Raw genomic sequence first — 17,512 nt, forward strand, 5'->3', positions numbered from 1 at the left:
CATAGTCTATAGGCAACTGGGCAATTTTTTTTGAGTATTGACTAAACAAAAGCCGAAAAAAGCTACAAAACGCCCGATTTTTGCGAATTGCAAAGCTAATTAAGTTCAAGATTGCATCTCTATCTTGAGCAATGTAATTAAATCAACCAACCTTTTAAGCGTTTGGCTATGTGAGGACGGCGCAATTTCCGCATGGCTTTGCTTTGAATTTGACGCACTCGCTCACGAGAAAGATTGAACATATTGCCAACCTCTTCTAAGGTACATGGTTCGCTGCTTGTCAAACCATAACGCAGAGAAATCACATCTTTCTCTCGTGGAGTTAACACATCACCCAAGACTTCCCAAATCTCCTGACGCATCATGTTTTCATTCATTTTTGCTTCTGGAGACAAGTTATCTTCATCTTCTAGCAAATCCATCAATTCCGTGTCTTCTTCTTTACCGACGCGGTGGTTGAGAGAAAGTGCTTGTCGTCGTAGCTGTTGTAGCTGGCGTAGTTGTTGTACACTAATCTCTAAATATTCTGCCATTTCACCTTCGGTAGGATTACGACAGAGTTTTTGTTTGAGTTCGCGTTGGGCTTTTTTTAGCTTGTTAAGCTTTTCAACAATATGAATCGGTAGCCGAATTGTTCGCGCATCGTTAGCTATAGCTCTAGTAATTGCTTGTCTAATCCACCAATAGGCGTAAGTAGAAAACTTATATCCTTTATCGGGATCAAACTTTTCTGTAGCGCGATTTAAACCCATTGCTCCTTCCTGAATTAAATCCAGAAAAGGCACTCCCCGATTTAAATATCGCTTGGCAATAGAAACTACCAATCTCAAGTTCGAGCGAATCATTTTGCGTTTCGCTACTCTCCCTTGATACAAGCGATTTTCTAATTGCTTTTCCGTCATTCCTAGCTCGGAAGCCACTTCTAGTTTACTGGGTTCATGTTCCAGTTTTAACTCTAAAGCCGCTTGTATTTCTCTAAATTCCTCTAGAAACCTGACTCGCCGCGCTAACTCTACTTCTTCATCAGCTTTTAAAAGCGGATAACGCGCCATTTCTTTAAAAAATGCGCCGACAGCATCATCATGTTCGGTTTTGTTGTATCCCGAAGGACGAGCCGCCGCCATGTCATCTCCATCGCGTTCGTCTGATTCCAGATTTTCTACTACAATTGGAGATTCTTCTTCTGCGACTGCATTTAAACTATCGAGTGATGGTTCTTCAATATCAGCAGCATTCTCCAGTATTTCCATTTTTCCCAATTCAACAATATTCATATTTTCCTTTAGGGATTGTTGCTTTGTTTGGTACATAACTTATTTACACCTACTCGTTTGAGGCTTGGTAGTTTTCCCTAATGGACGATGCACCCGTAAAGAATAGCGAAATATAGGCTGATGCTAATTTGTCTATAGAAATAAAAATCGGCATCTACCTAGTACCTATAGGTTACAGTTATATACAACCTATAACGAAACTGACCTTAGCACCCAATAAAGCTTTTTCTTAGATTCCCAACAGATATATTCTTCATTTTTTTCTGAATTATCAAATATGTCAAACCCCCTCAAACTTTCTCAACCTTAACAAATATAAAAATCTCAGCTAACCATCCAGTTTTCTTAAACTTTCATATATTTTTCTAAATATTTTTAATGTCTTAGGCGCTGGATGTCAATGTATAAAAGGTAGACCTGTTACTGGGTTTACGCACTCCCAATTTGATTTCAAGTTACCTACATGATACACATTACAAGTGTAGCAGCTTAATTTTAGGAGGATCTTACTTTGTATAAAAGCATCTCATAACCAGAAAGGGTTGAATATCTACCGATAGGCGGAAAAAGTCTACTCCATATTTAGTAGATAGAGCAACTGTTACAGCAATAGCCGACATGCTTTTATTTGTATAGTGGACACCAAATATTTATTGCATATATAGTTAATACGAATTTGTCTAGTAGATTACATAAGAGGAAAATTATCAAGTATTATGAATAATAACAGTATTGAGAAATACCATTTAAATTTAAGAAAGTGAAAAACTAAAGTTTAGTTAGCTAGGTTGATTTTGACCAGCTATGTGAGGAAAATATTTAATTATAAAATCAGCAAGTATGTATATTAATGACATAAATTTATCGCCTTTAGTGGTGAGTGAACCGAGTAAATCATATAAGTCAGGTGAAACTGTTAATCGATGGGTTGAAGTATTGGTAGACTGTCCAGGAAGTACAGGATTATTTACTTATCGATTGCCAGCCCAGTTAGAAATAAAACCAGGGGATATTTTGAGTGTGCCATTTGGGGCGCAACAATTAGGAGCGATCGCGATTCGGTTACTGGCACAACCAAATATCGATTTACCACCAGAAAAAATCCGGGAAGTAGAAGATACAGTCAGCGTTGGATTTTTCCCAAGTGCTTATTGGGAATTACTCAACCGAGTTGCTGCATATTACTATACGCCGCTGATTCAAGTAATCCGGGTTGCTCTGCCACCAGGGTTACTGGGGCGATCGCAGCGTCGTATCCGCCTGGTTAGAGGAAGGGGGGCAGGGGGAAGTAGTTATTTACTGGCATCTGCCGATCCTTTAGCTTTTTTGACTCCAACTGCGCGGCAAGTTTGGGAACTTTTGCAAGGGCAGCCGGCGGGGGACTACAGTTTTGTTTACCTTCAACAAAAAGTCAAATCTGCTTATCGGGGAATTCGGGAGTTATTGCGATTTGGTTTAGTAGAAAGCTACTTGGAACCACCGCGACTGACTCGACCAAAGTTGCAAAAAGCAGTTACGCTCACAGGTATAATTGACGATGAGTTAACTACTCGCCAACGAGAGATTTTAGAAGTGCTGCGGCGACATGGTGGGGAGTTATGGCAAAATGAATTACTGCAAATTTGCAATGCTAGTTCTTCAATCCTCAAGACGCTGGCACAAAAAGGTTACATCGTTGTTGAAGAACGGGAAGTATTGCGAACTGAACAAGGCCCAACTTTAGTAGGTGATGGCGCTAAAGCTTTAACTACTGCTCAAGCTAGCGCTTTAGAGACAATCCAGACACTAGAAGGATTTGCTCAAGTTTTATTGCATGGGGTGACAGGTTCAGGAAAAACCGAAGTATATTTGCAAGCGATCGCACCTCTCCTCAATCAAGGTAAATCCGCCCTTGTCTTAGTCCCAGAAATTGGACTCACACCCCAGCTAACCGATCGTTTTCGCGCCCGTTTTGGTAATAAAGTCAGCGTTTATCATAGCGCCCTCTCCGACGGTGAACGTTACGACACTTGGCGACAAATGCTCACAGGAGAACCACAAGTTGTCATTGGTACTCGTAGCGCCGTTTTCGCCCCTTTACCCAACTTGGGTTTAATTATTTTAGATGAAGAACACGATAGCAGCTTTAAACAAGACTCCCCCATACCCACCTACCACGCCCGCACCGTTGCCCAGTGGCGAGCCGAATTAGAACATTGCCCCTTGGTGTTGGGTTCCGCTACGCCTTCTTTGGAAACTTGGGTAAGCGTCGGAACCTCACCCCCTAGCCCCCTCTTTGCAAGCAGAGAGGGGGGACAAGAAAGAAATTTTAATTCATCACTTTTAAATCAGGAGGCAGGAGTCAGGAGTTATTACTTAAGTTTGCCTGAACGCATCAACTCCCGCCCTTTACCGCCGGTGGAAATCGTCGATATGCGGCAAGAGTTGCAACAGGGAAATCGTTCTATATTTAGTAGATCGCTGCAAACAGCTTTACAAGAGTTGCAAGAAAGAAAACAACAGGGAATTTTATTTATCCATCGCCGGGGACACAGTACTTTTGTATCTTGCCGCAGTTGTGGATATGTATTGGAATGTCCGCACTGTGATGTGTCGCTGGCGTATCACCACACCGAAGAAAAAGCGCCGGAATTATTGCGGTGTCATTATTGTAACTATGCGCGATCGCACCCCAAATTTTGCCCTGATTGTAGTTCCCCTTACCTGAAATTTTTCGGTAGCGGTACTCAACGAGTCACGCAAGAACTAGCGCGACAGTTTCCAGAGTTGCGCTTGATTCGTTTTGATAGCGATACCACCCGTAACAAAGGCTCACATCGTACCCTACTCACTCAGTTTGCCAACGGCGAAGCAGATTTATTAGTTGGTACGCAAATGCTCACCAAAGGTTTGGATTTACCACAGGTGACACTTGTGGGTGTTGTCGCCGCCGATGGATTGCTAAATTTATCAGATTATCGCGCTAGCGAACGGGCATTTCAAACCTTGACGCAAGTTGCTGGACGTGCCGGTAGAGGTGAAGATCCGGGTAGAGTGATTGTACAGACTTATACTACAGAGCATCAGGTAATTGCAGCAGTGCGATCGCACGATTATCAATCTTTCTCTCAAGCGGAGTTAGAACAACGCCAAGGACTGAATTATCCTCCTTATGGGCGGTTAATTTTGTTGCGTTTAAGTAGTCTTGACCCGATTCAAGTGCAAAATACGGCGCAAGTTATTGCTACAGCCTTGAGTACAGAAGAAGAATTCGAGATATTGGGCCCAGCACCAGCGAGTATTTTACGGGTAGCTAATCGTTATCGCTGGCAGATATTGATTAAATTTGCCCCCGATGCATTACCACAGTTGCCAGATTGGGAAGAAGTGCGATCGCTGTGTCCTTCGTCTGTGAGTTTAACTATTGATGTAGACCCGATTAATATTATGTAATCGTAAACTAATAATCCACCCAGTAGTGCACTCATAAATAAACCTGATTTGTTTGGTAATTGAGTTAACCTATGCATAATCTATCCTCAGATAGATGAGTAAATCAAAATATCATTTTACTACTAAAGTTAAAGCATACATATTGAAAAACTTTTTCATGATTTGCTGCCAAAGTTATATCATGTTAGGGTGATTAATTATTAATAAAATCTATTAATGTAGGTTGGGTTTAACACAGTGAAACCTAACATAAAAAAGGATAAAATGTTGGGTTTTGTTCTTCAAACGCCACTTGCTTGGTTGTTGGGAAATCCCATACGCTTGCAGGCTCGCTAACACTAAGCTATAGCCAAGAGAGAAGACTGCGCTGGCTGGCTCCCCAACGCAGTGGCTCCCTAAAGTACAGATATTATAAATACAGCATTTTGCAATAATTACATGAGGTACACCCCTCACCAACCCTCCCCGATGCTTTAGGGAGGGTGCGTGATAACGCGGGTGGAGTATTTTTGTACCTCACAAAGTTGAAATCTGCTGTATTGACCCAAACCTGATATTACTTGCATATTAACAGCATAGATAAAATGACCTCTGCCAGCAGCAATTAAAAATTTACGGTAATAATTTTGAAGATTTATTGCTTTTTACGTAATCATACTGTGCCAAGTTGAGGAATTAGAAGGTTCCTTTATAATTCTCTTAAAAAGAAGTTCAGTATTTATGTAATTTCAAGTATTTAGTAAATACTTTTTATACAGTTTGGAAAAATGTGTTCCCTAAGACTTGCGGTCATTACGTTCGTTTATAGCTAGTGAAGGATTGCCAGGAATAATCATTGCAGATACTTGGCAAATGTTAATGGACTACTCACGTATCAACTACGAACACAAGGGCAACGCATACTATGATTTACAAGATCAAACCCAAAATACTGGTATTAGCAATTGTTCAAGGGATTGCTTTTCAACCAAATAACGCTCCTGTACCATCTGGGTATATTAAAGATATCGGTCAAGCCTACAATGATACTAGAGGCTTTGGTTGGGTGCGTGAAGATAGCTTAGGCAATACTACACCCACTCCCCTTGATATCCAACTCAATACACGCCATCGCAACCAAAGTGGCATCGATCAACGATTAAATAGACTGATTCATCTGCAATATCCTCTTAGCAGTGCGGGAACAGCAGTCAGGATACCTGCTGCTTGGGAATATGCCCTATCTAAAGGTTCCTACAATGTGACTGTTAGCGTCGGTGATGCTAGTAATACTGTAAATAGTAAGCACCAGATTAATATAGAAGGGAGGGCTGCTATTTCTGGCTTTGTACCAACAGCAACCAAAAAGTTTGCCGCAATTACCCGGATTGTTAATGTTGGCGATGGCAAACTCACAATTGATGCTAAAGGTGGTAAGAATACCAAGCTCAACTATATTGCGATCGCACCAGGTAATCATCCCTCGGTGAGAACGACCAATCCCAATGATGGTCAGACAAATCTCTCGCCAGATATCTCGATTACAGCAGACCTAAATCTGCCCAACAGTGGGATTGCGGTTAATACTATTTCCGCCTCAACCATCAAGCTGATCGATAGCAGTACTAATACACAAGTCAATGCCAATTACAACACTTCCGGTGGCGGAGATGTGATTGTAGTGTCTCCGATAAATCGTCTCAAGAACAACACCAAATATTTGTTAAAAATCACCGACGGGGTTAAAGATAGCAATGGTGTTGCATTCTTACCGTATAGCATCAGTTTCACAACAGGCACTTTTGTAAAACCAGTAAGCAATATTACTTTCGAGCAAGTCTCACTAGCGAATGTACCTGTCAAACCTTACACCACAGTATTGATTGGGCCTGACAATAAACTCTATGCTGCTACCTTACTAGGTGAGATTTTGCGTTTCCCGATCAATGCTGATGGCACTCTGGGCACGCCACAAACGATTTCCTCATTGCAGACTGCAAATGGTGGTAATCGAACGATCGTTGGTATGCACTTCGATCCCTCATCAATAAATGCTAACAACCTAATTCTCTGGGTAACAAATAACTACTACTGGAATGGAACTGTTGATGCGCCAGAGTGGAGTGGTAAGATTACTCGTTTAAGCGGTACCAATCTAGAGACTGTAAAAGACTATGTGGTTGATTTACCACGGTCTAGTCGGGATCATCTAACCAATAGCATTGAGTTTAAGCCCAATGAGCCAAATGTGCTGTATGTGTTGCAGGGTAGTAATAGTAGTACAGGCGCACCAAACACTGTCTGGAGTAATCGTCCTGAGCAGTTGTTAACTGCTGCTGTATTACGAGTTGACCTGTCCAAAATCACCTCACCTCCTTTAAGTGTTAAGACGGAGGATGGAGGTACTTATAACCCCTTTAATCCGGGAGCGTCTGTAACTATCTTTGCTAGCGGTATACGTAATGGCTACGATCTGGTTTGGCATAGCAATGGTCAGTTATATGTGCCAACAAATGGTTCGGCAGCTGGTGGCAATACGCCAAATACACCTATTTCCCTACCTGTTGCCTGTCAAAACCGTATTGATAAAGCTACTAATGGGGCATATACTAGTCCATCTGTGCCTGCTCTTAGCAGTCTAGGCACACAGCTAGACTTTTTGTTTCGCGTTGTTAAAAATGGTTATTACGGTCATCCCAATCCGAAGCGTTGTGAGTGGGTGTTGAGTGGAGGAAATCCTACAACTGGTAAAGATCCAGTTCAGATAAATGAATATCCCATTGGTACTTTACCTGACCGGAATTGGAAGGGTATTGCTTTCGATTTCGGAGAGCATATTTCACCTGATGGCATCATTGAATATCGTAGTAATGTTTTAGGTGGTCAGCTGCAAGGCAAACTGCTGGTGACACGCTTCAGTTCAGGAAAAGACATCATTGTGCTAACACCAGGTGGCGCAAACTTGGATATTGTAAATTCCCAAACGGGTATTACTGGCTTTACTGGTTTTAATCCAAGTCCATTGGATTTGATTGAGAATCCCACGAATGGAAATCTCTACGTGGCGCAACTCAGTCAAGAGACGGGCATGGGCAAAATTACACTTCTGCGTCCACTAAAATAATATCAGTACCGAGCGATCGCTCAATCTAATACCAATTCAAAAAATGTCTATGACAGATAATCTAACCCACGCTGACGCACACCCTCCTCAATGCTTTGGGCAGGGTTGGGGAAAGGTATTATCTATGTGTTGCATTCTTTTTTTTAATTGGGATTACTTCATCGGTAAGGTAAGGGTGAACGCTGTTTGACCAGAAGGTGTTAAGTCAAGGGTAAGGTCGCCATGATGTGCCCTGGCAATTTCTCGGGCTAGGCTGAGTCCTAGTCCGATTCCTTCTACCTTGCGGTTACGTGAGGGATCGCCACGATAAAATCGGTCAAAAATGCGATCGCGATCGCTGAGTGGAATATCTTTTGATGCATTGACAATTGTGACATGGAAATTTGTGGGAGTTTGATGAGTACGAATCTGTATCCAGCCGTTGGCGAGATTGTATTTGATCGCATTACTGAACAGGTTTTGCAAAACTTGAATTAAAAGATCGCGATCGCCTTTTACGCGCAACCCATCAATAAAGTCAGTTTGCACTGTCAAATGGGGAGCTAGCATTTCCACATCTTCTAGCATCTCCATCAGCAACTCAGACATATCCACTTCAACCAGATACAAGCTCATTTTTCCGGCATCTGCCAGAGATAGCAACAAGAGTTTTCGCATAATTCCACTCAGGCGGCGCACCTCATCTAACAAATTGCTTAAGCGCTGTTGTACTTCACTACCGGGATCGACCTGTTGGAGTGTTCGTTCTAGTTCGCCTTGCAAAATAGTTAGTGGGGTTTTCAGTTCATGGGCTGCGTCACCACTAAAGCGGGAAGCTTGGGTAAAACTACGTTCCAAGCGTGACAACATCAGGTTAAACACCTGAATCAGTTCGACAAATTCAACATCAGTTGTCCCAATGGGAATCCGCTGATCTAGCCCTTTGACAGTTACCTGTTGAATTACGCCCGTTAATTGCCGGATGGGACGCAAAGCACCACCAGAAACTAACCATGCTCCCACCGCAACCAGCAGCAGCGCTCCCGGAATTGAAACCAGAAAGATATTGCGAATGGTAGCCATTTCTTGATCTACGGCTTGCAAGCTAACGGCAATGGCAATCTGAGCATTGGGAAATTTAGCTGCCCCAATCCGCCAGACTGCTGTTGCCGTCTGCTCTGTAACAAATTGAGGTGGGCGTGGACGAATTAGCGGTGGGCGCTGGAGCGATGGATTTGTATTAGAGGGTAAAGGTGGTGGTTCTCTCTTCGGGGGCGGTGGTAGAGGTGTCAACTCAAGACGCTTAAGCAACAGACGATTCACCTCAAGGTCGGCAGCTAGGGAGTTTGATTGATAAAGTATGTTGTTGTTTGTGTCCAGCACCACTAGGGCGACGGGGGTTTTTGTATTGGTTCCGAAAGCATAAGATAAGGAATCTTCGTAAAACTGCCATCGCGAGCGATCGCCTAAGGTTTCTCTTCTGGGAGACGCTGCGCCACCGGCAGGTTCCTCTCGTGGAGGGAAGTTCGGAGTTGCCCGCATCAAGTGATTTAATAGTTCTGCATCTAGGCGGCTAATCTTAGCATTGTAAATCTGAAACCAGGAAACCGCGCCAAATCCGACTAATGTGCTGCCAGCTAGAGCCGCAGACAACAGAGCAATGCGGAGTCGAAAGGAAGGGAGTTTCATATCAAGAATCTGGCTTGCGAAATCGATATCCAACCCCTCGAATGCTTTCAATCCAGACTGCTTCATCAAGGGGGTCAAGCTTTTTACGAATTCGCTGGATACAAACATCCACAACGTTGGTGTTGGGGTTAAAGTCGTAGCCCCAAACGTGTTCCAAGATTTGGGTACGAGTGAAAACCCGTCCGGGAGAACGCATGAGATATTCCAGAAGATTAAACTCGCGGCTGGTGAGTTCTATCGCCTGGTGATTGCAAGTGACTTCTCTGGTGATCCGATCGAGTTTGATCGGCCCAACGCAAAGCAGATTTTGGCGATCGCTCACACTCCGGCGCACAACCGCATGAATTCTAGCCGCTAACTCTTCCACAAAAAACGGTTTAGCGATATAGTCATCCGCTCCCAAATTTAGCCCTTGCAAGCGATCGTCTAGCTCATTCCGAGCCGTCAACAAAATCACCGGAGCATTCCGACCTTGCCGCCGTAATAGTTTTAGAATCGATAGTCCATCTTTTCCCGGCATCATAATGTCGAGTATAATCGCATCATATTCGTTGTCTAACGCCCGCAGATATCCGTCATCACCGTTATCGCAGTAGTCTACAACAAATCCCTGCTCCTTGAGTCCAGCCCGGACAAAGTTAGCAATTTTCGCTTCATCTTCAACAAACAGAACGTTCACAAGCTTTTATTAATTCATATATTCTTCTATTCTAAATTCATTATTTTTTATTCAAATTACAAAACTGTAATTTAGAAAATAAGAAAGCTGTAATTTTGAGGTGGCTCAATTAGAAATATGAACACCCTAGCTTTTGAAGGTTGATTTTTATGAATATTCGTCGAGTCTTAGCCGTAGCAGCGATTCCTTTTTTGATTGGTACATTTGGTTTTGTTGCACCCAATCAGGCAAATGCCGCTAATCCATCTCATCGGCACGCCGAGATTTCACAACAGCCCAACAAACGGCAAATATCTGATGAAAAACCACAAATCAGACATTCTAAACCCCGTCCACATCACAAAAAGCGTTCTCCCCAACGTCCTCAACCTCATAATCAGGAAGGAGTTCAAAACCGGGTAGAACGCAATAACCGTTAATTGATGTACCCTTGTATTTCGCCTCGCCCTCAACGGCGATCTCGTCAGAGTGTTGTTGTTTCTAAATTACAAAACTGTAATTTAGAAACAGGGCAAACTGTTATTTTGAGAAGACTTAATTAGAAATATAAACCTTTGGAGATTTCATGATGAATATTCGTCGAGTACTAGTAGCGACAGCGATTCCTGTTTTAGTTGGCACATTTGGTTTTCTTTCACTCAATCAAGCAAATGCCGCTAATCAATTCACTCGAATTGCACAGGCGCAACAACCGCCCAACCAACCATTAAATGAACGGCCGCGTCCACCTCGACCTGATTTTGCAGCCGCAGCGACAAAGTTAGGAGTTACAGAAGCCCAGTTAAAGGCGGCATTGGGAGTTCCTGCCAATCCGCCAAATCCAGGCGATCGCAATCAACGCCCACCCAGACCTGATTTAAAAGCCGCAGCAGCAAAGTTAGGAGTTACAGAAGCCCAGTTGAAGGCGGCGTTAGGAGTTCCTGCCAATCCGCCAAATCCAGGCGATCGCAATCAACGCCCACACAGACCTGATTTTGCAGCCGCAGCGACAAAGTTAGGAGTTACAGAAGCCCAGTTAAAGGCGGCGTTGGGAGTTCCTGCCAATCCGCCAAATCCAGGCGATCGGACTCAGCGCCCACCCAGACCTGATTTGAAAGCCGCAGCAGCAAAGCTGGGTGTCACTGAACAACAGTTGATCGACGCATTAGGTGTTCCACCTCATCCTCCTGGCGATGGCGGAGCCTCTCCTCAAGAAAATCGTCCTACTCAACCAAAATAGCTGAATATTATCTAGGATTTACGCATTGACAAAAATTTGATCCTATAGCTGAGTACAGCATTTCATTAATTCGTAGCGAATTAAATTTGGTGATACCTTGCAATGCCAATGCATCCCAATACAATGTTAATGCGTCCCTCTGCAATGCCAATGCGTCCCTCTGCAATGCCAATGCGTCCCTCTGCAATGCCAATGCGTCCCTCTGCAATGCCAATGCGTGTCCCTGCAATGCCATTGCATCCCGATACAATGTTAATGCATCGGCCGCATTGTTAATGCATCCCCCTGCATTAAAAACGCTACGCTTTTACCCAAAATTGTACTAAGTCCATACTTTCAACAATAATTACGAATTATTTTAATTAAGAGGCTGTACTACATTGTTCTAACTGAGGGTTTCAGTTTCATCAACGACAAATAGTCTACCTGCTTGACGAATAGCTTCGGGTTTGTGAGTTTGCAGGAACCTTAACACTCCAATGCCTAGCAATAGCCAAATTAAGACGACAACTGGTGCTAAGTGAAGCGGTGCTGGTGGAGGGGGATAAAGAGTGCCAACTAGAACACCAATAATCGCGATTATCGAGAGCCAAGGTAGCAGAACATAACGCAACCAACCAAAGCGAATCGTAGAGTTTTGCTCCAACTGAGCGCGGCGGTTTGTGGAGAAATATCGAAAACACGCCAAACTAGTTAATCCATAGATCGCAAGGGCAGCGAGCGTTAAAACTGTACCCAGAAACGCAAACGCCTGAATCGGTGTCCACAGCATTCCCAACCCCAGCCCCACAAATGCAGAACTGCCACTCAATCCGAGAATGGCATTTGTCGGTGTGTGATAGGTAGGATGAATGTGCGCCAACCACTGGGGAAACAGTTCTTCTCGACTGATGGCATAGACAATCCGAGCAGCACCATTGAGAAAGGCAACGGCACAGGCATATCCAGCCATAATTCCGGCAAAATCAATCAATAAGGCAAACCCATTGCCCCAAACGTGACGTGCGATCGTATCAAAGGGGGCAGCATCTTGAGCAAAGGCTACCATGTTATGAATGCCATATCCCACCGTTGCCACATACGACATCAGCACATAGAACACGCCGACTAAGACTAAGGTGATCGTCGTCGCTTTTGGAATTGACTGGCGAGGATTTTGAATTTCTTCACCCAACGTGGTTGCGGATTCAAACCCGACGAAACTAAGGATGGACAAAATGATCCCGGCAACCAGATTGTTCTGCTGTGGTAATCCCGTCAGCGTGAAGGGTACAAGCGTCAGTTGTCCGGTTTTGCCAGCTTGAATGAACACGATGAGCGCCAGCAACAGACAAACGCCGAGTTCAAACATCAATAGCGTCAGATCCAATTGCAGCGAGAAGCGAATGCCGCGATAACATACTGCCCCGACGATCAAAGCGAACAAGCAATACCATAATGTCCAGTTTAGGTGTACGCCAAACCAGTGCAGCAACAAATCTTGAAAATTCGCACTCATTACTAGAAAGACAAAGGCAATAGCTACACCAAAGGAAATTAAACTCAACCAGCCAGCGAGAAAGCCCCAGCGCACTCCTAATCCTTGAGTCACAAAGGTATACAATGAGCCACTTGTGGGGAACTCGGCTGCGAGTATGCTGATTTGATGAGCAACCAGCAGAGCCACCCCAAAACCAATGATGTAGCACAACGGCATTGCTGCACCGACGAGTCCCGCTTGGGGAATGGTATTAAAAAAGATGGCACCCACCGGAGACATCGCAGCGACTGCCATGACGATCGCATGGCGCAATTGCAGCGTATTGCGTTGCAGCTTTGGGGATTCGTTTGAAGAATTTGTTGCAGGTGTCATATCCAAGGGTGGTTTATTTGCTGATACTGCTTATCATCCATGAATGGAAAAATGAGCGCAACTTATTCTCCGAACCCTGTGAGTAGACGACACCAATCTCTCAAATACGCATTATTTTATCACTCTGTGAATGCATAAGTCCTAATATAGGGTGAGATTATTTGATTTTTTCTTTCACGAGAACTACTACAATTACTATTGATGCTAGATAATGGGAAGGCTTTGACATTTTCTTGCCAATCTAGCCCGGAAACAATAACTAAGACTTATGCGAACTCACTATTGCGGCGAACTCCGAAAAGAACATATTGGAGAAACTGTTACCTTTTACGGATGGATAGACCGTCGCCGCGATCATGGTGGTGTAATATTTTTAGATTTACGCGATCGCTCTGGAACTGTCCAAATCGTCAGCGATCCGCAACGCACCCCAGATTCTTACGAATATGCGAACACGCTGCGAAATGAATATGTTGTCGAAATCACTGGTAGAGTAACACAACGTCCTGAAGAATCGTTGAATACCCGCATCCCCACAGGCGAGGTGGAAATTTACGCCGATAAAATTGAACTACTCAATGCTGTTCGCAAACAGTTACCTTTCCAAGTTTCTGTAGCTGACACCGAAACAGTGCGGGAAGACTTACGGCTAAAATATCGTTATTTGGATTTACGACGCGAACGCATGGCGCAAAATTTGCAACTGCGTCATCAAATTGTCAAAGCCATGCGTCGTTATTTAGAAGATTTGGAAGGTTTTATCGAAGTCGAAACCCCAATTCTTACCCGTTCTACCCCAGAAGGAGCGCGGGATTATGTTCTACCCAGTCGCGTCAATCCTGGGGAATGGTATGCTTTGCCGCAATCACCCCAGCTATTTAAACAATTGCTGATGGTATCCGGTTTAGATAGATATTATCAGATTGCCCGTTGCTTTCGTGACGAAGACTTACGCGCCGACAGACAACCAGAATTCACGCAGTTGGATATGGAAATGAGCTTCATGTCCCAAGAAGAAATTATCGAACTGAATGAAAATTTAGTTTGCCATATCTATAAAACAGTTAAAGGCATTGAGTTACAGCGTCCCTTCCCCCGTCTCACTTATGCTGAGGGGATGGAACGCTACGGTAGTGATAAACCAGATACACGCTATGGTTTGGAATTAGTTGATGTCTCAGATATCGTCAAAAACTCTAGTTTCAAAGTCTTTCGGGATACTGTTACTAATGGTGGTATCGTCAAAATCCTCCCCATTCCCAACGGTAACGATGTAATTTCTAATGTCCGCATTAAACCAGGTGGCGACTTATTTAAAGAAGCCAGCGAAGCCGGTGCTAAAGGTTTAGCTTTTATCCGTGTCAGGGATGATGGCGAAATTGATACTATTGGCGCGATTAAAGACAACTTAAGCGAAGAACAAAAACAAGAAATTTTGCGCCGTACAGGTGCAAAAGCTGGACATTTGCTATTGTTTGGGGCTGGTGATACTGTTACAGTTAATAAAACTTTAGATAGATTACGACAAGCGATCGCTAAAGAATTTGGCTTAATCGATCCAGAAAAAATCAACTTGCTGTGGATTACAGATTTCCCGATGTTCGAGTGGAATGCTGACGAAAAGCGCCTAGAAGCACTACACCACCCGTTTACAGCACCACATCCTGATGATTTGAGCGACTTAAAAACTGCACGCGCTCAAGCTTACGACTTAATACTCAACGGCGTAGAAGTTGGCGGCGGAAGTCTGCGGATTTATCAGCGAGAAATTCAACAGCAAGTGTTTGAAGCGATCGGTTTATCTCCTGAAGAAGCACAAAGTAAATTTGGCTTTCTCTTAGAAGCATTTGAATATGGTACACCGCCGCATGGTGGCATCGCCTACGGTTTAGATCGTTTGGTAATGTTGTTAGCTGGAGAAGAATCTATTCGGGATGTCATTGCTTTTCCAAAGACACAACAAGCACGTTGTTTGTTAACAGATGCACCTTCGAGTGTAGATGCTAAACAGTTGAAAGAATTACACGTTGCTTCGACTTATAAACCAAAGTCTTAGAGGATGTTTGAAAAATTATGATGAGTAAAATTTTATGCCAATAGTCTCACCATAATCCAAATCATGGCAAGGTAAATAAACGTTTTGGCAGTTTCAGGAAGTAGCTCGTAGTCTTCGTGTAATCGCCGACACCAAAGAAGCCAACCCAAGGTGCGCTCGATCACCTAGTGTTTTGGAAACAAAACAAACCCTTTGCGCTTTTTGGGTTGGAGTGCTACTTGTATAATCCAACGGCAAAGTTTATCAAGCTCCTTGCCGCAGACTGTCGAATACTGCAAGCGATCATCGCAGAAAATCAGGCTTAAGTCAATTAATAAGACTGCATAACTAACTGGAGTTTAGACTAACGCATGACAAAATGAACCAGCAGCACTGAGTTACAAGTTACATATCTCAAGCTAGAAAAGCTAAAAGGTCAAGCCGACTTGGGTTGTTCTTTTTTTGGTTTATTAGTAGTTTTTTTGACTGTCGGATAATTAATTTTACGCAGGCGAGCTTTTCCAGCAGGCCAACCAGGAGACTTTCCACGGGGTTGAGGTGGAACAGACGGTGTACCAATCGTCGCCAAAACTCCACCCATTGTAGCTGATACCCTTACCCAGAATGGTATACACGCCTTGCCGAAATTGTTTAAGCTGTATCAATAGTTGTCATGGTCAAACTGAAATTTCTCTATAAATTCAGCATTGACCATAATGCGGTCAGTTTAACATGGCTGACCGCTTTTTCTTCCAGTGTATGTCTGTATAATTAATTTTTCCAATCTTATTAACTTTTATACCAGTAAATGGGTATGGCCTTCCTAATGATCACTCACTTTTAGTCTAAACTCCAGTAAATTAAGGTGAAATTTAATATGACAATTATTTTTCACCTATGACTTAGTTAAAACGACAATGAAGCAAGAAACGTTTAATATTTTGTCGAGTGTGTATACCCAATTACAGCAGATAGCAGCACAATTATACACAGCCGCAGAAGTAGCACTTCAAAACAATGATTTTGACGATGCTAGTTTGCTTCAGAGTAGAGCGGATAAAATTTATGAAGAGGCTGAAAATCTAGATACCTTGATAATTGAACTGGAGGGCGAATGAAAACTGTTGAACAATTAAAAACTCGCATTCAAGAACTAGGTAGGCAAGCTGCACAGTTTAGTCAACAAGCTGTTGAAATTAGTATTACTAATCGAGAACAAAGTAAAAGTTTGATGAAACAAGCCAAAGAAGCTAGTAAACGTTGCCAATTATTAATACAAGAATTAAAAAGACAAATTACTTAAAGTTGATTTATAAAGTAAATTTTAAGTAGGGTGTGTTATGGCTTTAGCCTAAGAGGATGTTTAAAAAGTCCTCCAGCGTGTGTTTCACTACCCTGGCTACCGAGAAACTGCTACGAGAGAATCGGAGTTTTGGGATTTGATATCCACCCCTGAGTCGCACTTGAAGCTGAAGCCGACCCTTTTCAAACATCCTCTAAATGCAATTTGCTAAAATTACTATAGTTTTTGTTTCTGAAATCTGGAAGAAATCTAGCATTTTATTATGATTATGCGCCTTCCCTCAATTGCTGCGACCTTTCTGGTTGCTAGTCTTAGTATCGGTACACTTTTGAGTATTGCTACCCCAGCTTCAGCTCAAGAGATAATAACTTGTTCAAGCCAAAATAATCGAAGGAATACTTGTTCGGTAGATACAAGAGGCAGAGTCAGGCTTGTCAGGCAATTGTCTAACACCAGTTGTAGAGGAAATTGGGGCTATCGGAGAAATCGTATTTGGGTGAGAAATGGTTGCCGAGCTGAGTTTTCAGTTGGCGATCGCAGAAACGACAGATATGACAGATATGATAGAAACGATAGATATGATAGAAACGACAGATATGACAGATATGATAGATAGGAAACTGGGTATTGCATCAATATAGATAGTTAAGCAGAATCCCCAGTGAATCCCCTTGCACCAAGTACAGTTTAACTCTGGCAATTCAATCTTATTTTCTCCAGTGTAACAAGTAGAACGGCGTTAATCATTAAAGGTTTATATTAAGCGGCTCTAGACTTATTTTGAAGGCTAGAGCCTTCAAAGTAGAGAAAAAATCTGTTTTTTTACATTACTTAACATACTTTAATTTATTGCTGCCTACTTACTTAAATATTTTTGTTACTTCAGCTAATTTTTAATAAAATGAAAAGTCAGTGTTGACGCGATCGTAAAAACTTTAAACTTTAAG

14 protein-coding genes are annotated in these 17,512 nt (G+C 42.9%); 9 read left to right on the forward strand and 5 right to left on the reverse strand.

Translation table 11 applies throughout. The annotated features are described in order from the left end of the window. Positions 1 to 137: 137 nt before the first annotated feature. The gene (locus NLP_RS06010; RefSeq protein WP_104905590.1) at positions 138 to 1,310 is read right to left on the reverse strand and encodes an RpoD/SigA family RNA polymerase sigma factor; all 1,173 of its coding nucleotides are present in this window, start codon (positions 1,308 to 1,310) and stop codon (positions 138 to 140) included. Positions 1,311 to 2,114: 804 nt separating this feature from the next. On the opposite strand from NLP_RS06010, the gene priA reads away from it, so the two are divergent. Further along, positions 2,115 to 4,706 carry a primosomal protein N' gene (priA, locus tag NLP_RS06015; protein ID WP_104905591.1) on the forward strand — a complete coding sequence of 864 codons (2,592 nt, stop codon included), beginning with the start codon at positions 2,115 to 2,117 and terminating at the stop codon, positions 4,704 to 4,706. A 904-nt stretch (positions 4,707 to 5,610) separates the two neighbouring features. Further along, on the forward strand, positions 5,611 to 7,809 hold the full coding sequence (locus NLP_RS06020; RefSeq protein WP_104905592.1) for an Ig-like domain-containing protein: 2,199 nt from the start codon (positions 5,611 to 5,613) through the stop codon (positions 7,807 to 7,809). Between the two features lie 153 nt (positions 7,810 to 7,962). Here the strand turns inward: NLP_RS06020 and NLP_RS06025 are convergent, their stop codons facing one another. Both NLP_RS06025 and NLP_RS06030 read right to left on the reverse strand, forming a co-directional pair. Continuing rightward, on the reverse strand, positions 7,963 to 9,477 hold the full coding sequence (locus tag NLP_RS06025) for an ATP-binding protein (RefSeq protein WP_104905593.1): 1,515 nt from the start codon (positions 9,475 to 9,477) through the stop codon (positions 7,963 to 7,965). A gap of 1 nt (position 9,478) precedes the next feature. Next, the gene (locus NLP_RS06030) at positions 9,479 to 10,156 is read right to left on the reverse strand and encodes a response regulator transcription factor (RefSeq protein WP_104905594.1); all 678 of its coding nucleotides are present in this window, start codon (positions 10,154 to 10,156) and stop codon (positions 9,479 to 9,481) included. 149 nt (positions 10,157 to 10,305) lie between these two features. On the opposite strand from NLP_RS06030, the gene NLP_RS06035 reads away from it, so the two are divergent. From NLP_RS06035 to NLP_RS32865, 3 genes are all read left to right on the forward strand, one after another. Then, positions 10,306 to 10,575: a hypothetical protein gene (locus tag NLP_RS06035; protein WP_104905595.1), complete on the forward strand. Its 270-nt coding sequence runs from the start codon at positions 10,306 to 10,308 to the stop codon at positions 10,573 to 10,575. A 146-nt stretch (positions 10,576 to 10,721) separates the two neighbouring features. Next, positions 10,722 to 11,375, forward strand: a complete 654-nt coding sequence (locus NLP_RS06040) for a hypothetical protein (RefSeq protein ID WP_234017230.1) — start codon at positions 10,722 to 10,724, stop codon at positions 11,373 to 11,375. Positions 11,376 to 11,483: 108 nt separating this feature from the next. Further along, entirely contained in the window at positions 11,484 to 11,651 is a 168-nt protein-coding gene (locus NLP_RS32865) for a hypothetical protein (RefSeq protein ID WP_158680303.1), read from the forward strand. A gap of 109 nt (positions 11,652 to 11,760) precedes the next feature. Here the strand turns inward: NLP_RS32865 and NLP_RS06050 are convergent, their stop codons facing one another. Further along, positions 11,761 to 13,227 carry an APC family permease gene (locus NLP_RS06050; protein WP_104905598.1) on the reverse strand — a complete coding sequence of 489 codons (1,467 nt, stop codon included), beginning with the start codon at positions 13,225 to 13,227 and terminating at the stop codon, positions 11,761 to 11,763. Positions 13,228 to 13,495: 268 nt separating this feature from the next. On the opposite strand from NLP_RS06050, the gene aspS reads away from it, so the two are divergent. After that, the gene (gene aspS, locus NLP_RS06055; RefSeq protein ID WP_104905599.1) at positions 13,496 to 15,283 is read left to right on the forward strand and encodes an aspartate--tRNA ligase; all 1,788 of its coding nucleotides are present in this window, start codon (positions 13,496 to 13,498) and stop codon (positions 15,281 to 15,283) included. 415 nt (positions 15,284 to 15,698) lie between these two features. On the opposite strand, the gene NLP_RS32870 is transcribed toward aspS, so the two are convergent. After that, positions 15,699 to 15,863, reverse strand: a complete 165-nt coding sequence (locus NLP_RS32870) for a hypothetical protein (RefSeq protein WP_158680304.1) — start codon at positions 15,861 to 15,863, stop codon at positions 15,699 to 15,701. 316 nt (positions 15,864 to 16,179) lie between these two features. Between NLP_RS32870 and NLP_RS06065 the strand changes: the two genes are divergently transcribed. The 3 genes from NLP_RS06065 to NLP_RS35990 all read left to right on the forward strand — a co-directional run bounded on the left by NLP_RS06065 (position 16,180) and on the right by NLP_RS35990 (position 17,181). Then, positions 16,180 to 16,380: a hypothetical protein gene (locus NLP_RS06065; RefSeq protein ID WP_104905600.1), complete on the forward strand. Its 201-nt coding sequence runs from the start codon at positions 16,180 to 16,182 to the stop codon at positions 16,378 to 16,380. Beyond that, a complete protein-coding gene (locus NLP_RS06070) occupies positions 16,377 to 16,565 on the forward strand; it encodes a hypothetical protein (RefSeq protein WP_104905601.1) in 189 nt (62 codons plus the stop codon). The genes NLP_RS06065 and NLP_RS06070 overlap by 4 nt, the downstream gene beginning before the upstream one ends. A 268-nt stretch (positions 16,566 to 16,833) precedes the next feature. After that, on the forward strand, positions 16,834 to 17,181 hold the full coding sequence (locus NLP_RS35990; RefSeq protein WP_442946660.1) for a DUF3011 domain-containing protein: 348 nt from the start codon (positions 16,834 to 16,836) through the stop codon (positions 17,179 to 17,181). Positions 17,182 to 17,512 lie beyond the last annotated feature (331 nt).

It is taken from the genome of Nostoc sp. 'Lobaria pulmonaria (5183) cyanobiont' (assembly GCF_002949795.1).
Lineage (GTDB): Bacteria > Cyanobacteriota > Cyanobacteriia > Cyanobacteriales > Nostocaceae > Nostoc.